Origin of the sequence: Micromonospora narathiwatensis, assembly GCF_900089605.1 — a bacterium.
Taxonomy (GTDB): Bacteria; Actinomycetota; Actinomycetes; order Mycobacteriales; family Micromonosporaceae; genus Micromonospora; species Micromonospora narathiwatensis.
The window spans coordinates 4618893-4642328 of sequence record NZ_LT594324.1; the positions used below are offsets into that span (position 1 = coordinate 4618893).

Below are 23436 nucleotides of genomic sequence, written 5' to 3' on the forward strand. Positions count from 1 at the left end.
CGGACCCGGCCGTCCGTCAGAAGTACAAGGCGCTGCTGATGATCAGCGCTTCGAGTACTGAGGAGCCTTACGGGCCTTCTTGAGGCCGTACTTCTTGCTCTCCTTGACCCGGGCGTCACGGGTCAGGAAGCCGGCCTTCTTCAGGGCCGGGCGGTCGTCCGGCTCGCTCACGATCAGCGCCCGGGCGATGGCGAGGCGCAGCGCACCGGCCTGGCCGGTGGTGCCGCCGCCACGGAGGTTGGCGATCACGTCGAACGCCTCGGGCTTCTCGGCGGTCACCAGCGGGTCCTTGATGAGCTGCTGGTGCACCTTGCTCGGGAAGTAGGCCTCGAGGTCGCGGCCGTTGCAGGTGATCTTGCCGCTGCCGGGGACGATGCGGACCCGGACGATGGCCTCCTTGCGCCGACCCACGGTCTGGATCGGGCGGTCGCCGCGAGGCGCGCGGGCGACGGGCGCCGGCGCCTCGGTGGCCTCGGGGGCAACCTCGGTGGCGGTGATGTCGGTCATGCTGCTTCCTTCGCCCGCGCTCACTGCGCGATCTGCTTGATCTCGAACGGCACCGGCTGCTGCGCGCCGTGCGGGTGCTCGGCACCGGCGTAGACCTTCAGCTTCTTGAGAATCTGACGGCCGAGCTTGTTGTGCGGGAGCATCCCCTTCACGGCCAGCTCGATGGCCCGCTCGGGACGCTTGGTCAGCAGCTCGTCGTAGCCGACCTGCTTCAGACCACCCGGGTAACCGGAGTGGCGGTAAGCGATCTTCTGCTGGCGCTTGTTGCCGGTCAGCGCGACCTTGCCCGCGTTCACGATGACGACGAAGTCGCCCGTGTCGACGTGCGGCGCGAAAGTCGGCTTGTGCTTGCCACGCAGCAGCGTGGCGGCGTGGGTCGCCAGGCGGCCCAGCACGACATCAGAGGCGTCGATGACGTGCCACTGACGCTCGATCTCACCCGGCTTCGGGCTGTACGTACGCACAGGTCTACCTTGTCTCGTCGTCGGTCTGGGGTCGCGCGCCGAGGTGACCGGGGCGTCCCAGCCGAACCAGCGCGCACGAACGACCAAGCGTACCTGATGCGGCACGCCTCTGAATGTCGTACAACAGCAGGCAACGATACCCGGCCGCCCAGCGGCAGGTCAAAACGGGGTCTGTCACCCACCCGGACCGGTCAGAGCTCCTGGAGGATGCGCAGCGCCCGACCCACCCGCTGCATGGTCTCGGTGTCGGCCACGTCCACGCACTCGGTGAACCACTTCTTCATCGGCGAGGAGAGCCGGTCGGGCATGACCACGTATGCGCCCATCGGCACGGCCAGGGGCGAGTCGCGCAGCAGCGATTCCTCGACCACCTCGGCCACGATCACGATCGGCACGTCGGTGGAGTTGTAGACATCGGAGCTGATCACCAGTCCGAGCCGATCCCGGGCGCCCGAGACGCGCCAGACCTCGCCCCTACGCAGCACGCGGCCGCCCGCCGCCGAAGAGGGCGTCGTCGACCATCGCGGCCTCCTGGGCGTCGGCCAGGGCGGCGGCCTCCAGATCCAGCCCGGCGCGACCGACGGCGGCGGCGTGCGCGGTGAAGACCTCGCGCAGTGCCTTCTCCCGCGCGGCCTGGTCCATCCAGGCGGAGAGGGAGAGCCCCTCCCGCTTGGCGAACCGGCGCGCCTCCTCGATCGTCTCGTCGGAGAACGAAAGCGTCACCTTGGCGGTCATGCCGGTGAGACTACCCACTGGTATGACCATCAGTCATCCCCGTTCGCGGGGGTCGGCTAACCGGACAATCCACGACACCGGGGACGGGTCGCCCCTCGGCCGGCGATCGCGGGCGCCGGTCAGCGGCGGCGGCCACCGAAGACGGCGAAGCGCCACTCCTTGAAGAAGCAGTCCACGTCGACCAGGCCGGCGTCGGCGAGCCAGCGGCACTGGTCGGTCACCGTCGCCGGCCGGTCGTGCCGCATCCGCTCCCGGGCGGCGGCGATCTCCTCGGCGTCCGAGCCCAACTCGGCGATCCGGGCCGTCCAGGCCTCGTCGTAGCGCCGGTCGAGCGCCGGGGTGGGGCCCGCCACCTGCTCGGCGTTGACGAACACCCCGTCGGGCACCAGCGCCTCGGCCGCCCGCCGGTAGAGCGCCCGCTTGCCGTCGTCGGCCAGGTGATGGATGGCCAGGGCGGAGACCACCGCGTCGTACCGCCCGGCGGGCAGGGGGTCGGCCAGGTCGGCGAGCACCGTCCGGTGCGGCACCCCCCGGGCGGCCAGGTGGCCGGTGGCCACGGCGAGCATGCCCGGCGCGGCGTCGACCAGGGTCAGCCGGATGCCCGGGACGGCGGCCGCGAGCAGCAGGGAGAGCAGGCCGGTGCCCGCGCCCAGGTCCAGCACCTCCGGGGTACGCCCCGCGGCGAGCGCCGCGCGCAGTGGCGGCGCGGCCACCTCGACCGCCGTCCCGTAGAAGGCGTCGAAGCAGGGCACCAGCCGGCGTCGGGCCTCGTCGTAGCTGCCCGCCACCGCGTCGAACGCATCCGCCACACTCATCGCGTCTCCCAATATTCAGGATTCTCGTCCCACATTCTAAACCGCCCGGCCCGACCCGTCACCACCCTCGGTTGTGCGCTCTTGACCGGACCGAAACAGGTGGGACCCGGGCCGGAAATCACCCGCCGGCACGCTTTCCCGACATGACAGACCGTGCACGCGCGGCCACGCGACCGGGCATGGCGCGCCGGTGGACCGCCACCCACTGCTGGAGGAGTGATGCGGGAGGAACTGGCCGGCTTCACCATCGGGATCACCGCCGAGCGGCGACACGACGAGCTGGCCGCGCTGCTCCAGCGGCGCGGTGCGCGGGTGGTGCTGGCCCCGGCCCTGCGGATCGTGCCGCTGGCCGACGACACCGAGCTGCGTGAGGCCACCCGGGCCTGCCTGGACAGCCCGCCGGACGTCCTGGTGGCCAACACCGGCATCGGGATGCGCGGCTGGTTGGAGGCGGCCGAGGGCTGGGGACTCGGCGGGCCGCTGCGCGGTGCGCTGGGCCGGTCGTACGTGGTGGCCCGCGGCCCGAGGGCGACCGGCGTGATCCGGGCCGCCGGCCTGCGGGCGCACTGGTCCCCCGACTCGGAGAGCTGCCGCGAGGTGGTCGACCACCTGGTACGCCGCGGGGTGGCCGGCCGGGTCGTCGCGGTGCAACTGCACGGCGAGCGCCGACCCGGGTGCACCGGGACGCTGGCGGCGGCCGGCGCGACGGTGATCGAGGTACCGGTCTACCGGTGGGCGCCGCCCACCGACCCGGCGCCCCTGCACCGGCTGATCGACCTGGTCGCGGGGCGACTGGTCGACGCGGTCACGTTCACCTCCGCCCCGGCGGCGGAGGCGCTGCTCCGGGCGGCCGGGGACCGCACCGAGACGGTGCTGGAGGCGCTGCGGGGCGACGTGCTGGCCAGCTGCGTCGGCGCGGTCACCGCCGAGCCCCTGGTCAGCCGGGGCGTGCCGGTGAGCGCCCCGCGCCGGGCGCGGCTCGACGCGCTGGTCCGGACGATCGTCGACGAGCTGCCCCGCCGGACGGTGACCGTGACGGCCGGCGGGCACCTGCTGACCCTGCGCGGGCACGCGGCGGTGGTGGACGGGGAGCTGCGATCGCTCGCACCCTCCCCGATGGCGGTGCTGCGGGCGCTCGCCGCGTCGCCCGGCACCGTGCTGTCCCGCACCGCCCTGCTGCGTACGCTGCCGCGGGGCGCGGACGAGCACGCCGTGGAGATGGCGGTGGCCCGGCTACGGGTCGGACTGCGCGCCCCCCGCGTGGTGCAGACCGTGGTCCGGCGCGGCTACCGGCTCCGGGTGGACTGAACAGTCCCCGGCGTCAGCCAACCGAGGCCGGGTAGCCGCGCTCGTGCTCGGCCTGGAGGCGGAGCATGGCGTGCTCGACGACGGTCACCAGCACCTGCTTGACCGACTCGCGGTTCCGGGCGTCGCACCACACCAGCGGCACGTCCGGCGAGATCGCCAGCGACTCGCGGACCTCCTCCACCTCGTACAGCGGAGCGCCGTCGAACCGGTTCAGCGCCACCACGTACGGCAGCTTGCGGTTCTCGAAGTAGTCCAGCGGGGCGAACGCGTCGGTGATCCGCCGGGTGTCCACCAGCACGGCCGCGCCCACCGCCCCCCGGATGATCTCGTCCCACATGAACCAGAAGCGGGTCTGTCCCGGCGTACCGAACAGATAGAGGATCAGGTCCTGGGCCATGGTGATCCGGCCGAAGTCCATGGCGACCGTGGTGGTCTCCTTGCCGGGCACCTTCGACGGATCGTCGATGCCCACACCGGCCGCCGTCATGAGCGCCTCGGTGGTCAGCGGAGTGATCTCGGAGATCGCACCGACCAGTGTGGTCTTGCCCACCCCGAAGCCACCCGCGACCACGATCTTCGCGGAGATGATCTCCCGGCTGCGGTCCGCCCCCGCGGGGTCATAGTTCGCGAAGTCCACTTAGCACCCTTCCAAGCAGGTTCATCCGCTCCTGGAAACCCGTTGCGGGAGCGGCAGTGTGTAGCGTCAGCAGGCCCTCGGCCACCATGTCGGCGACCAATACCCGGGTGACCCCCAGCGGCATCCGGGTGTACGCGGCGATCTCCGCCAGCGACTGTGCCCGGCCTTCGCAGACCGTGGCGATGCGGTATTTGTCGTGCCCGGCGAACCGCGCCTCGGCCGACTGGGTGAAAGTGCACGACAGCACCGCCTCGAGCGCGATGTTCTGCAACGGCTCGGTGCGGCCACGGGTGACCGCGTACGGTCGCACCAGCGCCCCACGCGGATCCCGCCGTGGTTCCATCTCGCGATCACCTCCCCTTCCGTACGGAGCCGGGCCGGCTCCGCGTCACAACGTCATGTCCCACCGCCGGTCAGGACCGGACGGCGTCCCTCGGCAGCGGAACCAGGGCCTGGCCGACCCGTTCCACCAGCAGCGCCATCTCGTAACCCACCTGGCCGACGTCACAGCTACGGGCGGCCAGCACCGCCATCGACGAGCCGTCACTGATGGACATGAGGAAGAGGTATCCGCTGTCCATCTCGATGACCGTCTGGAGCACGCCGCCGGCGCTGAACATCCGCGCGGCGCCCTCGGTCAGGCTCACCACGCCCGAGGTGATCGCGGCGAGCTGGTCGGCCCGGTCCCCCGGGAGGTCGCGGGAGGAGGCGAGCAGCAGCCCGTCCGCGGACACCGCCACCACGTGGGCGATGCCCGCCACGCTGTCGGCGAAGTTGGTGAGCAGCCAACCCATGTCCTGCATGGCCGCTGGCCTGTTCATCGGTTCGTCTCCTTGGTCGAGGTGCTGTTCAGGTCTGCGCCCGCCGTCCGGCCCCGCTGCACACCGCGGTGGTAGGCCGACAGCAGGCCGCGTACTTCGTCGGGGGTGCGCCGGGCCCGGGACCGGCCGCCCTTGGGCTCGACGCCGCCGGGCACGAGCTGGGCCTGCGGCACGCGCTTCGGCAGCCCCGAGCGGGTGGTGCCGCCGTTGGAGGGCTCCGCTGCCTGGCTGGCCCGAGACCAGCCCTCGTCGGCCGCCGTCCGCCAGGCGCTCGTGTCGCTCGCCGCCGCCGACGGAGGCGGCGACGGGGGTACGGCGGCGGCGGGCGGCACCGCCGGCGGCGTGTACGGCGGCGGCGTGGTCAGCCCCGACGCCTGGGCACCCGGGGTACGGGTCGGCAGCGGGGGCGGCGGCGAAGCCGCGGCGACCGGCCGCGCCGCGGCGGGCGCCGGCTCGTCGTCGAACTGTGGCCGGGTGAAGATCGTGGTCTCGTCGTTGCCGTGCGAACGGAACCAGACCGCCTCCATCTCCCGGAAGATGGGTGCCTCGGCCGGCTGCTCCGGCCGGGCCACCACCGGCGCGGCCGGCGGCGCCGCCGAGACCGGCTGGTACGTCGGCGCGACCGGGTACGCCTGCGGGGTCACCGCGGCGGGGGCCGGTGCGGTGGCCTCGGTGCCCGGACTCCGCCTCGGCAGCGGGTCGAGCGCGGGGTACGAGACGGTGGGTCCACCCGCCGACCAGCCGGTGCCGGAGACGGGGGCGGACGGCGCGGGCGCGGCCGGGGCGGGCGTCGGTACGCTCGGCAGCGCGCCGGTCGCACCACCCATCTGCACGGCCGGGCCGGTGTCCCGCGCCTCGGCCTGCCAGCGGGCGGGCGGCGGCGTGGCGGCGCGCCACTGGTCGGTGAGGGTCGCGGTGCCGCCCCGCGACGCGCCGGCCAGCGGGTCGGCGGCGGAGCCGAGCTGGCTCGCCGGGGCCTGCTCGACGGCGAGCGGCTGGCGCGGTCGGGGCAGCGACGCCTGGCCCCGGTTCGCCGGCAGCACCACGGCGGAGTTCGGCAGGGTCACCTGGGCGACGGTGCCGCCCTCGACGTTGCGCCGCAGCTCCACCCGGATGCCGTAGCGGGAGGCGAGCCGGCTCACCACGGCGAGACCCATCAGCCGGAACGCGGCCACGTCGACCGTGGGCGGGGCGGCCAGCCGCCGGTTCAGCGAGTCGAGCTGCTCGTCGCTCAGACCGAGGCCACGGTCCTCGACCTGGATCAGCACGTAGTCCCGGATCCGCCGGCCGTCGGCGACCACCGTCGTGTTCGGCGGCGAGAACCGGGTGGCGTTGTCGAGCAGTTCGGCGACCAGGCGGACCACGTCGTTGACCGCGTGCGCGGCCACCGAGATGTCGGTGTCGACGGTGCCGAACTCGATCCGGTTGTAGAGCTCCACCTCGGACTGGGCGGCCCGCAGCACGTCGACCAGGAGCGCGTCGTCGCGGCGCGGCACGGCCGAGTCGGCACCGGCCAGGACCAGCAGGTTCTCGTCGTTGCGGCGCATTCGGGTGGCCAGGTGGTCGAGCTCGAAGAGCTGGGCGAGCCGCTTCGGGTCCTCCTCGCCACGCTCGATCGCGTCCAGCTCACCGATCATGCGGTCGACCAGGTTCTGCGAGCGCCGGGCCAGGTTGAGGAACATGGCCGAGACGCTGGTCCGCAGCGCGGCCTGCTCGGCCGCCACCCGGACCGCCTCCCGGTGGACCACGTTGAAGGCCGCCGCCACCTGGCCGACCTCGTCGCGGTTGGACAGCTTGATCGGGTCCCGGACCTGCTGGACGATCTCGTCCACCCCGCCGTCGCCGATCGCGTTGACGTTCTGCAGCCGGCTCACCGCGTCCGGCAGGTCGTGGTTCGCTACCGCCAGGGCGCCCTCACGCAGCCGGCGCAGCGACTCGTTCAGCGAGCGCGCGAGCACCACGGCCAGCGTCACGGCGATGGCCAGCGTGAGCAGGACGAGCAGGCTCTCCACGACCGCCTGCCGGATGACGTCCGCGCGCACCGTGTCGGCCGCCGTCAGCAGCCGCTCCTGGAGCTGGACCTCGGCCCACCGCATCAGGTCGTTGACCGCGCCGATGGCCGCGGCGGCGGCGTCCCGGTCGACCAGCGAGTTCTGCCCGATCGAGCGGGACAGGTCGTTCGCCACCCGGTCGGCGAGTTGCACCGCGTCGCCGGAGACCGTCCTGTCCACCAGGGACCGCTGGGCCGGATCGGCGGACCGCGAGAAGGAGAGCAACGCCTCCTGCTGGGCGGTCAGGGTGGCCAGGAAGGAGGAGAACTGCTCCTCGTCGATCTGCCCGTTGGAGAGGGCGGTGAAGGCGACCGCCTGCTCCTCGGCGACCTCCGCCTTGGCGTGGGCGAACGCGGCCACCGCGCGGCGGGCGTCGGCGATGCTCTCCGCGCCGGGCTGCTGGGCCAGCGTGTCGCCGTACGCGACGAGGTCGTTGAGGACGATGCCGTAGCGCAGGCTCGCCTCGGCCACCGGCATCTGCTGCCGGTCCAGCACCTCCTGCCGGGTGCCGTTCAGCGTGGCCAGGTGGTCGTCGATCACCTTGAGCCGGTCCCGGACCGAGGCCGGCACGTCGCCGAGCTGCTCCCGCTCGGTCTTGTACGCCGCGATCCGCTCGTCGGTGCGCCGTACCCGGAGGTTGTAGTCGTCCGGCTTGCTGTTCGGCACGGCCAGGAACGCGGACGCCGACATCCGCTCCTTGTGCAGGTCCTGGGTCAGCGCCGAGACGTCGATCGACAACGCGGTCAGCGACCGGATCTGGGTCGCCTCGTATGCGCCCTGGCCGACCGACACGAGTCGGATGGTCGCCAGTGCGATGACAGCCGCGACCGGAACGACCAGGATCAGGGCGAGCTTGGACCGGATGCGCGCATCACGAAGCCGAGGCAGTCCCCGTCGCCGCTTCCGCTGACCGGCGTCGGGGCTCTCGGGCAGGGTCGTAGGTCCGGTGCTCACGACATCGCCTCCGTCGTATCTTCCGCGCCCGCCCCGCCGACCCGTGCCTGGTACGGCGGCCGGCGCCACGCGCGGCACGGCCGGAATTTCATCAGAGAAGATCCCGTTTGGGAAGCCGCGGTGGGGCAGGAAACGGTCGGTGGTGGCTCAACCCGCGCTCCGGTCAACTAATACCTTCATTTCCCCAGGCTCCTGAACTGGGCATGTCACCACAGCGTGGCCGGCCGTATCTGCGCAGTGATCGTGCATCGATAATCCGCGTCCCCAATATGTGGGATGCGTGTCCCGAAGCTACTCCCGACATCCGCGCTTGACCGCAGGGCCCGGCATTGGCAAGGTTTTGCAGGCTTCGCGCACACCGTACGGCATACCAATCCCGTCACTCCAATGAGGACGGTCAAGCGGCGGTGACCGGGCGTACGCCCGCGCCGCACCTGGAGGACTGAGTTGAGCCCCATCCGCTCCGCGAGCATCGCGGCGCTCGCATCGGCCGTGCTGGCCACCACGCTCACCGGATGCCAGTTCGGCGGCGCGCAGGAGGACACGAGCCCGATCGTGATCGCCGCGGACCTCGAACTCTCCGGCGCCTCCGCGCCCGTCGGCAAGGTGTACCAACGGGCGCTGGAACTGAAGGTCGAGCAGTTGAACGCCTCCGGCGCCCTGGGTGCCCGGAAGGTCGAACTCAGGGTGAAGGACAACCGCTCCGACGCCGCCGAGTCCCTGCGTAACATCAGCGATTTCAGCGGTGACTCAAGTGTCAGCGCCGTCATCATGGGCGGCTGCAACGAATGCGCGGTCAATGCCACCAAGACGATCGGCGAGAAGCGCGTTCCGACCATCGCGCTCGCTGCCTCCGCCGCCGTCACCGAGCCGATCGCCGAACGCCGCTACATGTTCAAGCTGGCTCCGAACGCGACCGACAGCGCCGCCGCCCTCACCGCCGAACTGCGCCGGGGCAAGGTGCGCAGGGTCGCCGTGCTGCACAGCGACGACCCCTACGGCAAGGAGGGACTCGCCGCGCTGGAGGGCGAGCTCGGCAAGGCCAAGATCAAGCTGCTCAGCGCCGAGACCATCCGCCCGACCGACACCGACGTCAGCGGTCAGGTCGCCGACCTGGTCGCGAAGAAGCCCGAGGCGCTGATCGTCTGGACCCCGTCCGAGCAGGCCTCGCTGGCGGCCGCCAGCGCCCGGCAGGGCGGCTTCGCCGGCTCGCTCTTCTTCGACGCCGCGGCGGCCGGTGACCTGTTCCTCGGTGCCTCGGCCAAGTCGACCGAACGGGCCACCCTGATCTTCACGCAGACCATGGTGATCGACGACGTCATCGCCACCACCCCGGCCAAGGCCGCACGCCGGCAGTGGTTCCAGGACTACACCGCTCGCTTCGGCGGCTACCACGGCTCCTCGTCGTTCGCCGCCGACGCGGTCCAGCTCATCGCGGACGCCGAACTGCGCGCCGGCGGCGCGCCGGGCAAGGCGGGCCGGGACGCCCTGCGCGACGTCCTGGAGACCTCGCAGCTCGACGGGCTCTCCGGCCCGATCCGGATGACCCCGGACAACCACTCCGGCCTGATGCCGCAGGCGCTGACCCCGCTGGTGGCACGGGGTGGTCGCTGGCGGCTCGCCGGCTAGGGGTTGCTCCTGCTGGTGTGGCCCGACCACAACCTGCTCCGGGCGATCAGGCTTGATCCCTCCGGCGGTTGCGGTCGGGCCACACCTTGGTCACCTGGCCGAGGTGGTGGCCTTGACCCAGGGGAGGGCGAGGCGCTCGACGAGGGTGAGGGCCGCGTAGAGCAGGATGCTCATCAGCGCGACCAGCATGATCGCCGCCCACGCCGTCGGGAAGTCGCCCATGCCGTTGTACTGGAGGATCTGGTAGCCCAGCCCCGGCCGGTCCGAGTAGAACTCCCCGATCACCGCGCCGATCGCGGCGAGCGGCATCGCCACCTTCAGCCCGACGAAGATCTGCGGCAGGGCGGCCGGGAGACGCACCTTGCGGAACGACTGCCACCACGACGCGTTCAGCGACCGGGCCAACTCGGCCAGCTCGGCCGGGGTGGTGGTCAGCCCGGTCGCGGTGGAGAGCACGATCGGGAAGAAGCACAGCAGGAACACCATGGTCAGGATCGGCTTCTGGCCCCAGCCCACCGCGACCACCAGCAGCGGCCCGAACGCGATCTTCGGCACCGCGTTGACCGCCACCAGCAGCGGCGCGAACATCCGCTCCACCCGCCGGGAGCCGGCCAGGGCCATCCCGATCAGCACGCCGGCGACCGCCGACAGCAGGAAGCCGGCCAGCGTCATCCAGGTGGTGCTCAGCAGCGCCGGCAACAGCACGTGGGACGTCCCGGTCAGCGCGGCCCACACCGCCTGCGGCGGCGGCAGCGCCGCCGAGGGAACCAGCTCCAGGCCCGAGGTGACCAGCCACCAGGCCGTGACCGCGATAACCAACCCGAGCGCCGGCAGCCCGACGACCCCCGGGCGTACCCTGGGCCGGCCCGGCGCGGGCGCGGCCTGCGACGGAGCCGCGGCCGGCGCACCGGCGGGGGCCCCGGTCAACTGCGTCAACGTGTCCTCCTCTCTCGGCCGGCCGGACGACCGGCACGCGAAGGGGGTGCGCCCCACCGGAACGGCGGGCCGCACCCCCGATGTCCGAGCCGACCGGTCAGGCCTTCGGCGCGAGGTTGAAGTCGATGATCTGGTCGGGGGTGAGGTCGTTCTTGAGCGCGCCCGCGCCCTGGAGCAGGGCGATGCTCTTGGCGACCCGGCCGCTGTCCAGGGTGCCGATCGCGGTGCCGGAGTTGCTGGACCGGACGTACGCGGCCATCAGCTCAAGCTCGGCGGCGGCGGCGGCCGGCACGGTCGCGTCCACGTTCTTCTTCAGGATCTCGGCCGCCTCCTGCGGGTTGGCCAGGGCGTACTCGAGGCCCTTGAGCAGCGCCGCGGTGAACTTCTTCACCATCTCCGGCTTCTCCTTCGCGATCTTCGCGGAGGTGATCAGCGCGTTGCCGTAGAGGTCCTGCATGACATTGCTGTAGGGCAGCACCACCGGCGTCTTCTTGGTCACCGCCGCGACCGTGGGCTGACCGACCACGAACTGGCCGATGCCGTCGACCGAGCCGGAGCCGAGCATGCCCATCAGGGCCTGCGCCTCACCGTTGACCCAGGTCACCTTGCTGCCGTCGATGCCGGCCAGCTGGGCGTACGTCGGGAAGAGGTTGCGCACGACGGAGCCCGGGGTGTCGGCGAGCTTCTTGCCCTCCAGGTCCTTCGGCGTGGCGATGTTCTTGCCCTCGACCGAGACGATGGCGGCCATGGTCCGCTGCTGGATCGCGGCCACCGCGACGAAGTCCTTGGCCTGGCCGTTACCCATCTGGAGGAGGCCACCGGTCAGGTCGATCGGGCCGAAGTCGGCCTGGCCGCCGGTGATGGTCTGGATGACCGCGCCGGTGCCCTGCCCGGGCTTGATGTCGACGTCGAAGCCGGCCTCCTTGAAGAAGCCCTTCTCCTTCGCCACCCAGGCGTACGAGTCGCGGCCGAAGTTGCCGAACGAGGTGAGGTAGGTCACCTTCTCCAGCGCGCCACTCGCGCCCTTGGTGTCCGCGGACTTGTCCGAGCCGCTGCTGCAGCCGGAGACCAGGGCGAGGGTGGCGGCCAGCGCGGCGGCGGCGACCGTACGGGTCAGCCTTCTCATCTGTGCACCATGTCCTTTCCGACCAGGCCGTGTTCGGCTGGACGGGTCGTGGGTCCGACGGGGTCGGCAGGAGGGAACGCCGACAGGACCGTCGTGAGGGGACTCTTCGCGCGCAACAGCGTACGAGAAGGCCGATGGACACCGTCGGGCGTACGGGTTGCGGAAAGGAAACGAAGTTGTTCGACGGAAAGCGGACGCCGCTCCACCCCCGACGGTGCTATAGGGAGCGACCCGTTACGCTAGCCCGGCTCTCGTTCACGACGTGGAAGGAGCTGGCGGGCGATGATCCGACTTTCCGGGGTGTCCCGCACCTTCGACGGCCGCTCCGGGCGGGTCGAGGCGGTCCGCAACCTCGACCTCGATGTGGCGGAGGGCGAATTCGTCGCCGTCCTCGGCCGTTCCGGCTGCGGCAAGTCGACCCTGCTCCGGATGATCGCCGGCCTACTCCCGGTCACCGGGGGTGAGATCACCGTCGACGGCACGCCGATCACGAAACCGCGCCGCGACATCGCCATGCTGTTCCAGCGGCCGGCGCTGCTGCCCTGGCGCTCGGTGCTGGACAACGTCCTGCTTCCGGTCGAGATCTTCGGCTGGAGCCGGGCGAAGCACCGCGACCGGGCCCGTGAGCTGCTGGCGATGGCCGGGCTGGGCGGCTTCGAGAAGCGCCTGCCGCACGAGCTCTCCGGCGGCATGCAGCAGCGCGTCTCGCTCTGCCGGTCGCTGATCGGCGCACCGCGCGTGATGCTGATGGACGAGCCCTTCTCGGCGCTCGACGCGCTCACCCGGGAGGAACTCTCCGGCGAACTCCAGCGGGTGCACATGGAGACGAGGGCGACCATCGTCTTCGTCACCCACTCGATCGACGAGGCGGTGCTGCTCGCCGACCGGGTGGTCGTGCTCAGCCCGCGTCCCGGCCGGATCCGCAAGGTGGTCGAGGTCGACGTGCCCCGCCCGCGCACCCTGGGTCGCAACGCGCACCTGGCCGACGTCGCCCGGATCAGCGCCGACCTGCACGAGCTGCTCATGGAACGGGACGCCCCGGACGACGTACCGGCGGGGACGCCGGCTCGGGCCGGGGGGCGCTGACCATGCGCGTGACGGTGTTCACCGAGCCGCACCGCGGGGCCAGCTACGACGACCAGCTCCGGTTCGCCCGGCGGGTCGAGGAGACCGGCTTCGAAGGCTTCTTCCGGGCCGACCACTACCGGTCCATGGGCGACGACCCGGGGCTCCCCGGCCCCACCGACGCCTGGCTGACGCTCGCCGCGCTGGCCCGGGAGACCTCCCGGATCCGGCTCGGCACCCTGGTCACCTCGGCCACCTTCCGGCTGCCCGGTCCGCTGGCCGTGCAGGTGGCCCAGGTGGACCAGATGAGCGGCGGCCGGGTCGAGCTGGGCATCGGCGCCGGCTGGTACGAGCGGGAGCACACCGCGTACGGCATCCCCTTCCCGCCGGTCGGCGAGCGGTTCGACCGGCTCACCGAGCAGTTGCAGATCATCACCGGGCTGTGGGGCACCCCGTCGGGCGAGACGTACAGCTTCAAGGGCGAGCACCACCAGCTCGTCGACGCGCCCGCGCTGCCCAAGCCGGTGCAGCGGCCCGGCCCGCCGTTGATCATCGGCGGGCGGGGCCCGAAGCGCACCCCCGAGCTGGCCGCCCGGTACGCCGACGAGTTCAACGTGCCGTTCAAGGGTGTCGCCGAGACGGCCGACGCGTACCAGCGGGTGCGGGAGGCGTGCGACCGGGTCGGGCGTACCGGATCGGGGCGTGCTCCGCTGGTGTTCTCCACCGGCGTCGTGGTGGCGATCGGGCGTACCGACGCGGAGGCGCGGCGGCGGGCCGCGCCGCTGCACGTCAAGAGCGCTCTGCCGCCGGAGGACCCGGTGGTCGGCTCCCCCGCGCAGCTCGTCGACCGGCTCGGCGAGTTCGCCGCGGTCGGCGCCACCCGGGCCCACCTGCGCCTGATCGACTTCGCCGACCTCGACCACCTGGAGCTCATCGCCGCCGAGGTGCTCCCCCAACTGGACGGGACCCGATGACCGACCTCTCCGCCGACCTCGAACTCGGCCCCGTGGGCCAGGAGATCGTCTACGAGAACGACAAGGTACGCGTCTGGCACATCCGCCTGGAGCCGGGCGAGCGGCAGCCGCTGCACCGGCACGACCACCCCTACCTGGTGATCGCGATCCAGGGGGCCAAGAACGTCGTGCAGACCATCGACGGCACCACGATCGACGCCGACGAGCCGACCGGCGGCGTGGTCTACCGCGACCCGGGCGCGGTGCACATGCTGACCAACGTCGGTGACACGACCTACCTGGCCCGCCTGGTCGAGCTGAAGTAGCCACGCGCGGTAGTCAGGCCGACGCGCCGCGCCGCGCTGCCATTGGTGGCGATCGGGGTCACCGGGCCGTAACGTGCCCGACATGGCCTTTCGGACGTGGAGCAGACTGCTGCTCACGGCGCTCGGGGTGAGCGTGCTGGCCGGGGCCGGTCAGCTCGGCATCGCGTACGGGTTCGGCGTCGTACGCCTCGACGGCGTGTTCACCGACAGCGCGGTCAACCAGTGGCCCGCCCAGCTCGCCTGGGTCGGCTGGTTCGCGGCGGTCGCCACGGTGGCCGGTGCCGTCGGCACCGAACGCCTCGCCCGCCGGGACGGGGTCCAGGGTGGGACCGCCGTACAACTCAGCGTCGCCGGCGCCGCCGCGCTGGGCGCGATCGTGGTCGCACCGCTCTGCATGCAGCCGGCCCGGGCCGCTGAACTCGGCGGCACCGTCGACCCGGTGTGGGCGGTCGGCATCTGCGCGATCCTCGGCGCGCTCATCGGGGCCGGCACCGCGATCGTCGTCCTGCTCAAGCCGCCCTTCGGGTGGAACATCGCGCTCACCGCGGTGACCGTCTGGCTGCTCGCGCTGATCTCCGCCGCACCGTCGGTGTCCTCGACCGGCCCGCTGGTCACCGTACGCCTCGGCGTCCTCGAACCGTCCTGGCTGGATACCGAGACCGCCCAGCGCCTGGCCTTGCTGCTGCTGCCCCTGGTCGCCCTGCTGGCGGGCGCGGCGGTCGGCGCGCTGGCCCGCCGACGTGGTCACCCTCCGCTGGTCGGCGGGGCGGCCGGGGCGGCCGGTCCGGTGCTGCTGGCCTTCGCGTACCTGACGGCGGGCCCGGGCAGCGCGGCCGACCGCTACCAGCTCGCGCCCTACTACGCGGCACTGATCGCGGTCGCCGCCGGCGCGCTCGGCTCGGCGGCCACCACGGTGCTGCGTCGGCCGATCGCGGAGGCGGAGACCGCCGCGCTCGAACCCACCGACATCCTCCAGCCCCTGCCGCCACCGCCCGCCGCCCCCGGCGAGCCGGGCTCGGCCGCCCACCCTCCGCACTTCGCTGCCGACCGTACGGGCGGCGAACCGAGCCGCCCCGGGGCCGCCCGGGAGGCGAGCCCGACAGGGGCCGCGGCCCCCGCCCACTGGGACTGGCCGGTCCCCTCGGGTCTCACGCCGGCGCCCGTGCCGACCCGCATGCCCCGTGCCGCCCGGACAGCCCTCGACCACGCCACCGCCGACGCCGGCCTGACCGCCACCGATCACATCTCCTTCGCCGGCCACCCGACGCCCGACGGGTCCGCCGCCGCGGAGCACGCCTTCACCGAGGCCGCAGATGTGGAACGCACCTCCGGTGAGCCCGTCCCTGTGGAGCACACCTCCAGTGAGCCCGCCGCCGTGGGGCATGCCTCCAGCGGGCCCGCCTCTGGTGAGCGCGCCGCTGCCGAGCACGCCCAGGCCGACCAGCCGGAGCCGGTGGCCGGGCCCGCCACCCCAGCCGTGCCGGAACCGGATGCTCCGCCGAGCACGGCCGACACGGCCGGCATCGACGAGCCGGTCGCCGGGCGGGACGCCGGGCGGGACGCCGACGACCTCGCCCGGAACCTGACGGTGCCGGGGCTGCTGCCCTCGGGACGACGTACCTCCGCCATCGACGTGCTCGCCGCCAGCCGCCCGGCCCCGCAACCGCCCGTCGAGCCGCACGAAGGGGCCTCTGCCTTGGGCCCCGCCCCGGCTCCGGCCGCCGCCTCTGGTCCGGGCTCGGCCTCCGGTTCGAGGTCGGGTTCCGGTCCGGGTCCGGGCTCGGCTTCGGGCTCGGGCTCGGCTGCCAGTTCCGATTCCGATTCCCCATCGGGTTCGGGTTCGGAAAACCTGCCGGTTCCGGTGCCGTCAGCGCAACCGGTCGGCGTCGCGTCTCCGCCCGCACCGGTTATCGCGCCGGCGAACCCGCCGGCAGCGGAAGCACCGGTGGCGGGTGACGCCGAGACCGCCTCGACCGACCCGCGCCCGGGCGGGCGGTCCAAGCGCGGTCGCAGGGCTCGCACCGGCCCGGCCACGGCGACACCGGCCGAAGCAACGCCGGTCGGGCCGGCTCCCGTCGAGCCGATCCCCACCCAGGCAACCCCGGCCCAGGAAACCCCGACCCAGGCGACCGCAGACCAGGCGCTCCCGGACCAGGCAGGCCCGGACCGGGAGGCCACAACCCAGGCTCCCCCGGACCAGACGAGCGCAAACCAGCCCACCCCGAAACAGGCAAGCGCAGACCAGACCGCTCCGAACCAGGCGAGCGCAGACGCGCCTCCGGTCGCCGGCCCGGCGCGCTCGGCACTGCCGGCGCCCCGGCCGGCCGACGGCCTCGACCAGGTGACCGGCTCGGGCACCCCGGACCTGGGCGGTAAGCCGGCCGGCGCCACGCCGGATCCCGCAGCCGACGGTGGCCGGGGGACGCGGAACTACTTCTTCTCCGACGACGCGCCGATCGCGGACGGCCACCCCACCTCGTTCGAGGCTCCGGTGTCACCGCGCCCGCGTTTCCCGATCTTCGAGGATGTCACGGACGGAACGAGCAACGCCCCGCCGGCCTGGCCGCCCGCGCCCGCGCCGAGCCGACCGGCGACGCCCGCGCCGAGCGGGCCGGCCGTCCCCGCGCCGAGCCAGCCGGGCTCCCCGTACGACAACACCGGATCGACCGGCGACGTCGCGAGCGACCCGACGGGCAGTTCGGACCGGAACGGCACACCGACCGAAAAGTCCCCGGTCGAGCCGGCGCCGCATCCCCGGCACCGCGCCCTGCCGGACCTGGGCCGGGACGCCCGCTGGGACGCCTTCGCGAACGCCCGGCGTGCCACACCCGTCGTCCCGAACCCACCTCAGGCGGGCGGCCAGCACGCCGACCCCGACGAGCCTGTCGCGGCCGGCCCCGTCGAGGAGGCGGAGCCGGGCGGCGGGAAGTCGAAGCTCCGGCGTGGCCTGTTCCGGCGTAACCGGGCCAAGGACGGCGGGCTGGACGAGGCCGGCCGGCCCGCCCCCGAGTCGGAGGCGCTGGCGGCGCAGGACGAGGAGTACGTCGACTGGGTCGCCGGGCTCGCCTCGGACGCCGACGGGGACCGGACCCGTACGCTGCGCACCGGCCGCCACCACCGCGAGTGATCCGCCGGCCGGGCCGACCAGGTGGGCGGCCCGGCCCGGTGCGGCTCAGGACAGTGGCAGGTAGACCCGGGCGCCGGCGGAACGGAACTCGGTGGACTTGTCCGCCATGCCGCGCGCCGCGTACTCCTTCAGGTCCTGGGTGATCTTCATGGAGCAGAACTTCGGCCCGCACATCGAGCAGAAGTGCGCGGTCTTCGCCGGCTCGGCCGGGAGCGTCGCGTCGTGGTACGACCGCGCGGTCTCCGGGTCGAGCGCGAGGTTGAACTGGTCCTCCCAGCGGAACTCGAACCGGGCCTTGGACAGCGCGTCGTCCCAGGCCTGCGCCCCGGGGTGCCCCTTGGCCAGGTCCGCCGCGTGCGCCGCGATCTTGTACGCGATCACGCCCGCCTTCACGTCGTCCCGGTCCGGCAGCCCGAGGTGTTCCTTCGGAGTGACGTAGCAGAGCATCGCGGTGCCGAACATGCCGATCATCGCGGCGCCGATCGCCGAGGTGATGTGGTCGTACGCGGGCGCGATGTCCGTGGTCAGCGGCCCGAGCGTGTAGAAGGGCGCCTCGTGGCACCACTCCTGCTGGCGGTCCACGTTCTCCTTGATCTTGTGCATCGGCACGTGCCCGGGGCCCTCGATCATCACCTGGACGTCGTACTCCCAGGCGATCTTCGTCAACTCGCCGAGGGTACGCAGCTCGGCGAACTGGGCCTCGTCGTTGGCGTCCGCGATCGACCCGGGGCGCAACCCGTCGCCGAGCGAGAACGTCACGTCGTACTTCGCGAAGAGCGAGCACAGCTCGCGGAAGTTCGTGTAGAGGAAGTTCTCCTCGTGGTGCGCCAGGCACCAGGCCGCCATGATCGATCCGCCCCGGGAGACGATGCCGGTCACCCGGTCCACGGCGAGGGGCACGTACGGCAGCCGCACCCCGGCGTGCACGGTCATGTAGTCGACGCCCTGCTCGGCCTGCTCGACGACCGTCTCCCGGAACACCTCCCAGCTCAGCTTCACCGGGTCGCCGCCGACCTTCTCCAGCGCCTGGTAGATCGGCACGGTGCCGATCGGCACCGGCGAGTTCCGCACGATCGACTCGCGGGTCTCGTGGATCCGCTTCCCCGTCGACAGGTCCATCACGGTGTCCGCGCCCCAACGGGTGGCCCAGGTCAGCTTCTCCACCTCCTCGGCGACCGAGGAGCTGACCGCCGAGGTGCCGATGTTGGCGTTGACCTTGACCAGGAACGCCCGGCCGATGATCGCCGGCTCGCACTCGGGGTGGTTGACGTTGAGCGGCAGCACTGCCCGCCCGGTGGCGATCTCGTCCCGCACGAACTCCGGCGGCACGCCCTCCCGGATCGCCACGAACTCCATCTCGGGCGTGACCAGCCCGGCCCGCGCGTACCCGAGCTGGGTCGGGCGTTTCCCGTCAACGCCGGCCAGCGGGGTGCCCGCGCCACGTACCGGGGCGACGTCACCCCGGTCGGCGATCCACGGTCCGCGCAGCGGCGGCAGCCCCACCACCGGATCGGAGCCGGGGCCGGCGGTGTCGTAGAGCCGTACCGGCGGATTGTCCCCGGTCAGCGCCACCTCGGCGAACGGCACCCGGATGTCCGGCCGTGACCCCTCGACGTAGACCTTGCGTCGTGCCTGCATGACAGCCTCCTGTCGCCTCATGCGGACCAGCCGAAGTGGTCCAGCGGGCCGGGTCCCGCGCCCAGCTCCCAGTCCCGCGCGCCGGCCAGCGCGCGGGTGACGTACTCCTTGGCGGTGGCGACCGCGACCGGCACCGGATCGCCGGCCGCCAGCCGGACGGCGATCGCCGCCGAGAACGAACAGCCGGTCCCGTGGTTGTGCCGGGTCGGCACCCGGGGCGCGCGCAGCAGCGTGGTCGCCCCGCCGCCGACCAGCACGTCCACCGACTCGCCCGCCGCGTCCGCGTCGCCGCCGGTCACCACCACGTGCGCCGGACCGGCGGCCGCCAGTGCCTCGGCCGCCGCGACCGTCTCCTCCACCGTGGTCACCGGGCGTCCGGTGAGGGCCGCGGCCTCCGCGCGGTTCGGCGTCGCCACCTCGGCGTACGGCAGCAGCCGCCGGACCGCCTCCACCACGCCGAGCCGGTGCCCGCTGGTGGAGACCAGCACCGGGTCGACGACGAGCCGGGGCAGCCGGCCCGCCTCCGCCGCCTCGGCGATCACGTCGGCGACCGCCGGGGTGCCGAGCATGCCGGTCTTCACCGCGCGTACGGCGAAGTCGCCGAGCACGCTGTCGAGCTGTTCCCGGACGGTTCGCGGAGGCAACGGCAGGACGGCGTCGACGCCCCCGGTGTTCTGCGCGGTGATCGCGGTGAGCACGCTGGTGCCGTACGCCCCGAGGGCGGCGAAGACCTTGAGGTCGGCCTGGATGCCCGCCCCTGCGCCGGAGTCGGATCCGGCGATGGTGAGGATCGTCGTCGGGGTCATGCCTCTCCCCCGGTCGCCGTTGCGGGGATCGCCGCAGGCACCTGCCGGCTGCCCGGTGGCAGGGTGACCGCCTCCGTGAAAGCGTTGGTCAGCGTGGTGGCGGCCGCGGTGGGATCGGGGGCCCGCATGACCGCGCCGAGCACCGCGACTCCGACGGCTCCCGCCTCGACGCAGGCCCTCACCTGGGTTGGTGTCTCGATGCCGCCGAGTGCCAGGGTCGGCACCGGGCTGACCTGCGTCAGCGCGGCCAGCCCGCTCGGGAGCAGGGGTGGGCCGTAGCCGGGTTTGGTCCTCGTGGGATAGACGGGCGAGAGGACGGTGTAGTCCTCCGCGGTGAGTCGCGCCAGCTCGGTGGCGTCGTGGCAGGAGCGCCCGACCAGTCCGACGCGCGGCGGCGGGTACGGGCCGGCGGCGGGCAGGTGGACGGCGTCACCGCCGAGCGGGTCCGGACCGGCGACGACCAGGGTGCCGCCTGCCTCGGCCAGGATCGCCCGCAGCTCGGCGGCGAGCGCGGCCCGCTCGGCGCGCGGCAGGTCCTTCTCCCGCAGCACCACCCAGCGCACTCCCCCACGCACGGCCGCCGCGACCACCTCGACCAGTGGCCATCGCGCCACCCGCCGATCCGTCAGCACCACCACACCGGACGGAATCTTGGAAGATCGCGGCCCCTCCAGGGGCCGGTTCCTGCCAAGATCCGCGAGGGCGGCACCCGGCGACGCGGTCACAGGTCCGGCCTTCCGGCGTCGGGGGTGGAGGCCAGGGCGTGGAAGCGGTGGGGGATGCGGCCCGCCCGGTACGCGAGGCGGCCGGCCCGCACCGCGTGGCGCATGGCGGTGGCCATCGCCTCCGGGTCGGCGGCCCGGGTGACCGCGCTGGCCAGTAGCACCGCGTCGCAGCCCAACTCCATGGCGAGCGCGGCGTCCGAGGCGGTGCCGATGCCGGCGTCGAGGATCACCGGCACGTCCACGCCCTGCCGGATCAGCCGGATGTGGTGCGGGTTGCTCACCCCCAGGCCGGAGCCGATCGGGGCGCCGGCCGGCATCACCGCCGCGCAACCCGCGTCGGCCAGCCGCCGGGCCAGGACCGGATCGTCCGACGTGTACGGCAGCACGGTGAACCCGTCCGCCACCAGCTCCTCGGCGGCGCGCAGCAGCTCCACCCCGTCGGGCAGCAGGGTGCGCTCGTCGCCGATCACCTCCAGCTTCACCCAGTCGGTGTCGAACGCCTCCCGGGCCAGGCGGGCCACCTTCACCGCCTCGGACGCGGTGTGGCAGCCGGCCGTGTTCGGCAGCACCCGTACGCCGCACCGGTCGAGCAGGTCGAGCAGGCCGCCGGCGGTCCCCGGCGCGGTGTCCACCCGGCGCAGCGCGAGCGTGACCAGCTCGGTGCCGGAGGCGCGGATCGCCTGCTCCAGCACGCGCAGGTTGGCGGCGCCGCCGGTGCCGAGGATGAGCCGGGAGCCGAACGTGGTCCCGCCGATCTCGAACGCCACGCCGCTCACCCGCCCTGCGCGGCGGTGAGCACCTCGACCCGGTCGCCGTCGCGCAGCGTGGTCGCCGCCCAGCCACCGCGCGGCACGACCTCGCCGTTGACCGCGACCGCGAGACCGCGCCGCTGGTCGGTGACCTGCCGGACCACGTCGGCCACGGTCGCTCCGCCGGGCACGGTCCGCCCGGCACCGTTGACGATCAGTTCCATCCGCGCTCCTTCTCGGGTACGAACCGGTCCGGGCCGAACGGGGCCAGCAGCGGGTCCGGCTCACCGGTGACGATCAGTTCGGTGACCAGGTCGGCGGTGACCGGGGTGAGCACGATGCCGTGCCGGTGGTGGCCGGTGGCGGCGAGCACGCCCGGCCGGCCGGGCAGCGGCCCGATGATCGGCGCGTTGTCCGGCGTACCGGGGCGCAGCCCGGCGGACGCCTCCACCAGGTCGTACTCGGCCAACTCGGGGACCAGTTCGACGGCGGCGCGCAGCAGCCGGAGCACCGCGCCGGCGGTCACCTCGGTGTCGCCGCGTTCCTCGACGGTCGCCCCGACCACCACCTCGCCGCCGTCCCGGGGCACCAGGTAGACCGACTCGCCGTCGGCGTACCCCCGGATCACGTGCCGGAAGCCCGGCGCGCCGCGACCGGGCGCGCGGAGCCGGAGCACCTGCCCCTTCACCGGCCGGACCGGCAGCCCGGTGAGCGCCGCCGCACCACAGCCGGCGGCGACCACGGTGACCCGGGCGAACACGTCGGAGAGTCGGGCGACCGGGGCGGGGCGCAACGCCGCGCCGGCCCGCTCGGCCGCCGCCCGCAGCGCGGGCAGCAGCCGGCGCGGGTCGACCTGGTGGTCGCCGGGGGCGAGCGCGCCGCCGCGCACCCGGGGGGTCAGCGCCGGCTCGCGGTCCCGCAGCTCCGAGGGGCGCAGCGGCGTGATCGGCAGCCCCAACCCCTGCTGGTACGCCCAGAGCCGGCGCGCCTCGGCCAGGTCGTCGGCGGTCAGCCCGACGACCAGCGTGCCGTCGGTGCGGTACCCGATGTCGGTGCCGGCGGCCCCGGCCAGCTCGGCCGCGAAGGCCGGCCAGCGGGCGGCGGACTCAACGAGCAGCGCGGTCAACTCGTGCTCCCCGAAGTACGCCTCGGCCACCGGCGCCAGCATCCCGGCCGCCACGTGGGCCGCCCCGGAACCCGGTGCCGGATCGTGGACGACCACCCGCAGCCCACGCCGCGCGCACCGCCACGCGATCGCCAACCCGACCGGTCCCGCCCCCACGATGGCGACGTCCGGCCGGGTCAGCACGCCAGTGCCCCGAGCAGTTCCGCGGTGGCCCGGGCCGGGTCGACGGCCTGGGAGAGCGCGCCGACCACCGCCGCCCCGTACGCCCCGGCGGCCCGCAGCGCCGGCACGCGCGCGGCGGTCACCCCGCCGATCGCGATCACCGGTACGTCCACCGCCTCGGCGACGGCGCGTACCCCGGGCGGGCCGATCGGGTCGGGCAGTCCGGCCTTGGTGGCGGTGGCGTGGCAGGGGCCCACGCCCAGGTAGCTGGCCCCGGCGGCGACCGCCTCGGCGGCGCCTCGCGGCTCCCGCGCGGTCACACCGAGCACGGCGGCGGTGCCGAGCACGTGACGGGCGGCCGCCACGGGCAGGTCGTCCGCGCCGACGTGGCCGCCGGCCGCGTCCACCGCGAGCGCCACGTGCAGCCGGTCGTTGACCAGGCAGGCAGCCCCGTACGGCCGACACAGCGCGACCACCCGGCGGGCCAGCTCGTACGCCTCACGGTCGGTGGCGTCGTCCGCCACCCGGACCTGTACGACCAGTTCGGCGCGGGCGACCGGCAGGGCGGCGCGCAGCACGGCGAGCGGGTCGCATCCCGGCCGGGTGTCGGTGATCAGATGCAGTCGTCCCAGGGACGGCACGGCAACGCTCCTCCCTGCGCCGGCATTACCCGGATCAGGTTCGACGGTCGGGGGCTGCAGCCCCCCTCTCAGCCCGGTGCACCGGGCTCCCGTGGGTCACTTGCGGCCCACCGTACGACGTGCGTCGTGGATCCG

At 73.5% G+C, this 23436-nt stretch carries 24 protein-coding genes and 1 riboswitch; of the genes, 6 read left to right on the plus strand and 18 right to left on the minus strand.

All coding sequences use genetic code 11. The features are described from left to right. Positions 1-42: 42 nt before the first annotated feature. The 5 genes from rpsI to GA0070621_RS19985 form a co-directional block, all read right to left on the minus strand. Entirely contained in the window at positions 43-507 is a 465-nt protein-coding gene (gene rpsI / locus GA0070621_RS19965; RefSeq protein ID WP_088991922.1) for a 30S ribosomal protein S9, read from the minus strand. A gap of 20 nt (positions 508-527) precedes the next feature. Beyond that, on the minus strand, positions 528-971 hold the full coding sequence (rplM, locus tag GA0070621_RS19970; RefSeq protein ID WP_091198201.1) for a 50S ribosomal protein L13: 444 nt from the start codon (positions 969-971) through the stop codon (positions 528-530). 191 nt (positions 972-1162) lie between these two features. Next, positions 1163-1456: a type II toxin-antitoxin system PemK/MazF family toxin gene (locus tag GA0070621_RS19975; protein WP_091198204.1), complete on the minus strand. Its 294-nt coding sequence runs from the start codon at positions 1454-1456 to the stop codon at positions 1163-1165. Further along, entirely contained in the window at positions 1446-1736 is a 291-nt protein-coding gene (locus GA0070621_RS19980; protein ID WP_091198207.1) for a DUF6364 family protein, read from the minus strand. Before GA0070621_RS19980 ends, GA0070621_RS19975 begins: the two co-directional genes overlap by 11 nt. Positions 1737-1825: 89 nt before the next feature. Further along, positions 1826-2521, minus strand: a complete 696-nt coding sequence (locus GA0070621_RS19985) for a class I SAM-dependent methyltransferase (protein ID WP_091198210.1) — start codon at positions 2519-2521, stop codon at positions 1826-1828. 219 nt (positions 2522-2740) lie between these two features. Between GA0070621_RS19985 and GA0070621_RS19990 the strand changes: the two genes are divergently transcribed. Then, a complete protein-coding gene (locus GA0070621_RS19990) occupies positions 2741-3829 on the plus strand; it encodes a uroporphyrinogen-III synthase (protein WP_091198212.1) in 1089 nt (362 codons plus the stop codon). 13 nt (positions 3830-3842) lie between these two features. Here the strand turns inward: GA0070621_RS19990 and GA0070621_RS19995 are convergent, their stop codons facing one another. From GA0070621_RS19995 to GA0070621_RS20010, 4 genes are all read right to left on the minus strand, one after another. Then, positions 3843-4466 carry a GTP-binding protein gene (locus GA0070621_RS19995; protein WP_091198215.1) on the minus strand — a complete coding sequence of 208 codons (624 nt, stop codon included), beginning with the start codon at positions 4464-4466 and terminating at the stop codon, positions 3843-3845. Further along, entirely contained in the window at positions 4447-4809 is a 363-nt protein-coding gene (locus tag GA0070621_RS20000) for a DUF742 domain-containing protein (RefSeq protein WP_091125064.1), read from the minus strand. The genes GA0070621_RS19995 and GA0070621_RS20000 overlap by 20 nt, the downstream gene beginning before the upstream one ends. A 70-nt stretch (positions 4810-4879) precedes the next feature. Then, on the minus strand, positions 4880-5287 hold the full coding sequence (locus GA0070621_RS20005; RefSeq protein WP_013288588.1) for a roadblock/LC7 domain-containing protein: 408 nt from the start codon (positions 5285-5287) through the stop codon (positions 4880-4882). Next, positions 5284-8292 carry a sensor histidine kinase gene (locus GA0070621_RS20010; protein ID WP_091198218.1) on the minus strand — a complete coding sequence of 1003 codons (3009 nt, stop codon included), beginning with the start codon at positions 8290-8292 and terminating at the stop codon, positions 5284-5286. The genes GA0070621_RS20005 and GA0070621_RS20010 overlap by 4 nt, the downstream gene beginning before the upstream one ends. A gap of 447 nt (positions 8293-8739) precedes the next feature. Here GA0070621_RS20010 and GA0070621_RS20015 point away from each other — a divergent pair, with 447 nt between their 5' ends. Then, complete coding sequence (locus tag GA0070621_RS20015) at positions 8740-9921, plus strand: ABC transporter substrate-binding protein (protein WP_091198219.1); 1182 nt, start codon at positions 8740-8742, stop codon at positions 9919-9921. A gap of 90 nt (positions 9922-10011) precedes the next feature. Here the strand turns inward: GA0070621_RS20015 and GA0070621_RS20020 are convergent, their stop codons facing one another. Both GA0070621_RS20020 and GA0070621_RS20025 read right to left on the minus strand, forming a co-directional pair. After that, entirely contained in the window at positions 10012-10857 is an 846-nt protein-coding gene (locus tag GA0070621_RS20020) for an ABC transporter permease (RefSeq protein ID WP_091198222.1), read from the minus strand. Positions 10858-10954: 97 nt separating this feature from the next. After that, positions 10955-11983, minus strand: a complete 1029-nt coding sequence (locus GA0070621_RS20025; RefSeq protein ID WP_091198224.1) for an ABC transporter substrate-binding protein — start codon at positions 11981-11983, stop codon at positions 10955-10957. A gap of 282 nt (positions 11984-12265) precedes the next feature. Between GA0070621_RS20025 and GA0070621_RS20030 the strand changes: the two genes are divergently transcribed. The 4 genes from GA0070621_RS20030 to GA0070621_RS20045 all read left to right on the plus strand — a co-directional run bounded on the left by GA0070621_RS20030 (position 12266) and on the right by GA0070621_RS20045 (position 17454). Then, the gene (locus GA0070621_RS20030; RefSeq protein WP_091198227.1) at positions 12266-13069 is read left to right on the plus strand and encodes an ABC transporter ATP-binding protein; all 804 of its coding nucleotides are present in this window, start codon (positions 12266-12268) and stop codon (positions 13067-13069) included. A 2-nt stretch (positions 13070-13071) separates the two neighbouring features. Continuing rightward, positions 13072-14022: an LLM class F420-dependent oxidoreductase gene (locus GA0070621_RS20035; protein ID WP_091198230.1), complete on the plus strand. Its 951-nt coding sequence runs from the start codon at positions 13072-13074 to the stop codon at positions 14020-14022. Further along, positions 14019-14327, plus strand: coding sequence for a cupin domain-containing protein (locus GA0070621_RS20040; protein ID WP_091198233.1), 309 nt, complete (start codon positions 14019-14021; stop codon positions 14325-14327). The genes GA0070621_RS20035 and GA0070621_RS20040 overlap by 4 nt, the downstream gene beginning before the upstream one ends. An 82-nt stretch (positions 14328-14409) precedes the next feature. Next, positions 14410-17454 (plus strand): hypothetical protein, encoded by a 3045-nt coding sequence (locus GA0070621_RS20045; protein WP_091198235.1) that lies wholly within the window; start codon positions 14410-14412, stop codon positions 17452-17454. A gap of 45 nt (positions 17455-17499) precedes the next feature. Here GA0070621_RS20045 and thiC read toward each other — a convergent pair whose 3' ends face one another. The 7 genes from thiC to thiE form a co-directional block, all read right to left on the minus strand. Then, complete coding sequence (gene thiC, locus GA0070621_RS20050) at positions 17500-19092, minus strand: phosphomethylpyrimidine synthase ThiC (RefSeq protein ID WP_091198238.1); 1593 nt, start codon at positions 19090-19092, stop codon at positions 17500-17502. Positions 19093-19109: 17 nt separating this feature from the next. Then, entirely contained in the window at positions 19110-19898 is a 789-nt protein-coding gene (thiD, locus tag GA0070621_RS20055; protein ID WP_091198241.1) for a bifunctional hydroxymethylpyrimidine kinase/phosphomethylpyrimidine kinase, read from the minus strand. Further along, positions 19895-20548 (minus strand): thiamine phosphate synthase, encoded by a 654-nt coding sequence (locus GA0070621_RS20060; protein ID WP_091202645.1) that lies wholly within the window; start codon positions 20546-20548, stop codon positions 19895-19897. Before GA0070621_RS20060 ends, thiD begins: the two co-directional genes overlap by 4 nt. 71 nt (positions 20549-20619) lie before the next feature. After that, on the minus strand, positions 20620-21399 hold the full coding sequence (locus GA0070621_RS20065; RefSeq protein ID WP_091198243.1) for a thiazole synthase: 780 nt from the start codon (positions 21397-21399) through the stop codon (positions 20620-20622). Then, positions 21396-21596: a sulfur carrier protein ThiS gene (thiS, locus tag GA0070621_RS20070; RefSeq protein ID WP_091198245.1), complete on the minus strand. Its 201-nt coding sequence runs from the start codon at positions 21594-21596 to the stop codon at positions 21396-21398. The genes GA0070621_RS20065 and thiS overlap by 4 nt, the downstream gene beginning before the upstream one ends. Beyond that, a complete protein-coding gene (gene thiO / locus GA0070621_RS20075) occupies positions 21587-22681 on the minus strand; it encodes a glycine oxidase ThiO (RefSeq protein WP_091198248.1) in 1095 nt (364 codons plus the stop codon). The genes thiS and thiO overlap by 10 nt, the downstream gene beginning before the upstream one ends. Beyond that, positions 22675-23301: a thiamine phosphate synthase gene (thiE, locus tag GA0070621_RS20080; protein WP_091198251.1), complete on the minus strand. Its 627-nt coding sequence runs from the start codon at positions 23299-23301 to the stop codon at positions 22675-22677. Before thiE ends, thiO begins: the two co-directional genes overlap by 7 nt. After that, positions 23296-23404: riboswitch (TPP riboswitch) on the minus strand. (Overlaps the previous gene by 6 nt.) Positions 23405-23436 lie beyond the last annotated feature (32 nt).

What these genes read in the sequence shown, in the direction of transcription:
- rpsI (WP_088991922.1), bottom strand. Translation starts at nt 507, where the DNA reads ATGACCGACATCACCGCCACCGAGGTTGCCCCCGAGGCCACCGAGGCG.
- GA0070621_RS19980 (WP_091198207.1), bottom strand. Translation starts at nt 1,736, where the DNA reads ATGGTCATACCAGTGGGTAGTCTCACCGGCATGACCGCCAAGGTGACG.
- GA0070621_RS19985 (WP_091198210.1), bottom strand. Translation starts at nt 2,521, where the DNA reads ATGAGTGTGGCGGATGCGTTCGACGCGGTGGCGGGCAGCTACGACGAG.
- GA0070621_RS19990 (WP_091198212.1), top strand. Translation starts at nt 2,741, where the DNA reads ATGCGGGAGGAACTGGCCGGCTTCACCATCGGGATCACCGCCGAGCGG.
- GA0070621_RS20000 (WP_091125064.1), bottom strand. Translation starts at nt 4,809, where the DNA reads ATGGAACCACGGCGGGATCCGCGTGGGGCGCTGGTGCGACCGTACGCG.
- GA0070621_RS20005 (WP_013288588.1), bottom strand. Translation starts at nt 5,287, where the DNA reads ATGAACAGGCCAGCGGCCATGCAGGACATGGGTTGGCTGCTCACCAAC.
- GA0070621_RS20025 (WP_091198224.1), bottom strand. Translation starts at nt 11,983, where the DNA reads ATGAGAAGGCTGACCCGTACGGTCGCCGCCGCCGCGCTGGCCGCCACC.
- GA0070621_RS20030 (WP_091198227.1), top strand. Translation starts at nt 12,266, where the DNA reads ATGATCCGACTTTCCGGGGTGTCCCGCACCTTCGACGGCCGCTCCGGG.
- GA0070621_RS20035 (WP_091198230.1), top strand. Translation starts at nt 13,072, where the DNA reads ATGCGCGTGACGGTGTTCACCGAGCCGCACCGCGGGGCCAGCTACGAC.
- GA0070621_RS20040 (WP_091198233.1), top strand. Translation starts at nt 14,019, where the DNA reads ATGACCGACCTCTCCGCCGACCTCGAACTCGGCCCCGTGGGCCAGGAG.
- GA0070621_RS20045 (WP_091198235.1), top strand. Translation starts at nt 14,410, where the DNA reads ATGGCCTTTCGGACGTGGAGCAGACTGCTGCTCACGGCGCTCGGGGTG.
- thiC (WP_091198238.1), bottom strand. Translation starts at nt 19,092, where the DNA reads ATGCAGGCACGACGCAAGGTCTACGTCGAGGGGTCACGGCCGGACATC.
- thiD (WP_091198241.1), bottom strand. Translation starts at nt 19,898, where the DNA reads ATGACCCCGACGACGATCCTCACCATCGCCGGATCCGACTCCGGCGCA.
- thiS (WP_091198245.1), bottom strand. Translation starts at nt 21,596, where the DNA reads ATGGAACTGATCGTCAACGGTGCCGGGCGGACCGTGCCCGGCGGAGCG.